The 1,290-nt window shown below is 58.9% G+C and carries 3 protein-coding genes; 2 read left to right on the plus strand and 1 reads right to left on the minus strand.

Annotation, left to right across the window (positions count from 1 at the left end):
• The coding region (gene istB, locus AC1D35_RS36240) for an IS21-like element ISRel16 family helper ATPase IstB (protein WP_477942845.1) at positions 1 to 531 on the plus strand (531 nt) is incomplete at its 5' end.
• A 27-nt stretch (positions 532 to 558) separates the two neighbouring features.
• Here the strand turns inward: istB and AC1D35_RS36245 are convergent.
• Entirely contained in the window at positions 559 to 1,020 is a 462-nt protein-coding gene (locus tag AC1D35_RS36245) for a winged helix-turn-helix transcriptional regulator (RefSeq protein WP_477942846.1), read from the minus strand.
• A gap of 88 nt (positions 1,021 to 1,108) precedes the next feature.
• Between AC1D35_RS36245 and AC1D35_RS36250 the strand changes: the two genes are divergently transcribed.
• The coding region (locus tag AC1D35_RS36250; RefSeq protein WP_477942848.1) for an NAD-dependent epimerase/dehydratase family protein at positions 1,109 to 1,290 on the plus strand (182 nt) is incomplete at its 3' end.

The raw sequence follows: 1,290 nt of genomic DNA on the forward strand, positions 1-1,290 counted from the left end.
GTGCCAGAGGATGTCGATTACCGCAGCGAGCGTGGCCTTGATCGGGCGCTGTTCATGAAGCTGATCGGCGGCGACTGGATCGATGCTCACGACAATCTTGCAATCTGCGGACCGTCCGGCGTCGGCAAAAGCTGGTTGGCCTGCGCACTCGGGCATAAAGCCTGCCGCGATGATCGCTCTGTTCTCTATCAGCGTGTCCCACGCCTCTTCGCCAATCTCGCCTTGGCTCATGGCGACGGCCGCTACGCCAGGCTCCAGCGCACCCTTGGCCATGTCCAACTCCTGATCCTCGACGACTGGGGTCTTGAGCCGCTCAATGACCAGGCGCGGCATGATCTCCTGGAAATCCTCGAGGACCGCTACGGGCGTCGCTCCACCATCATCACCAGCCAGCTCCCGGTGTCAGCCTRGCATGAGGTCATCGGCAATCCAACATATGCCGACGCAATCCTCGATCGCCTGGTTCATAACGCCCATCGCATCGATCTATCCGGGGAAAGCTTGCGGCGAAATCAGCGTCGGAAATCTTGACTCGCTACACGAATGAACTGACAACAATCACAGCCAGCAGGACCCCAGCCTCAAGGGGGCGAGATCATCCCGGAATCCGGGGGCGCAATCATCTCGGAATGAAGGGGCGGCTTCATCGGAATCGGCATCGTAGCGCAAGGCCCAGTCGCGCAGCGTGGCAAAGGTCGGCATGAGGTCTATGCCGGCTTGCGAGAGCGCATATTCGACTCGGGGAGGAATCTCGGCGTAGGCGGTGCGTATGACGATGCCGTTTCGCTCGAGGTCGCGAAGCTGCTCGGTCAGCATGTGCTGAGTGATACCCGGCAGCGCACGACGCAGTTCGCCGAAACGCATCGGCCCAGCAACCAGGCTACACACAATCTCGATTTTCCACTTGCCGGTGATCGCCCGGATCGCCCGCTGGAAGCGCATGAMATCGATTGGCTCCGGTCCGGTGCAGCCGTCGCAATCTTCACCGTAAGCACGCGGCGCGATGGTCTGATTTTTCATACTACCTCTGGAAATTCATCCTACTTGCTAATTTTCATATGCTTCGCAATGACTGGTCGTAATGACAAGTGAAGGTATGGAAAATCATATGAGCAAGATTCTTATAACGGGTGGTTCTGGGTTCTTGGGCAGCCATTGCATCGTAGCGGCGCTCGCCGCGGGGCATGAGGTTCGCACGACGCTGCGCAGCCTCGACAAAGCAGGCGAAGTCCGCGCCATGCTCGCGGCAGCCGGTGTCGATTCGAAGCACGAGGTCGCATTTTATGAAGC

It is taken from the genome of Rhizobium sp. P1_E6 (assembly GCF_056405875.1).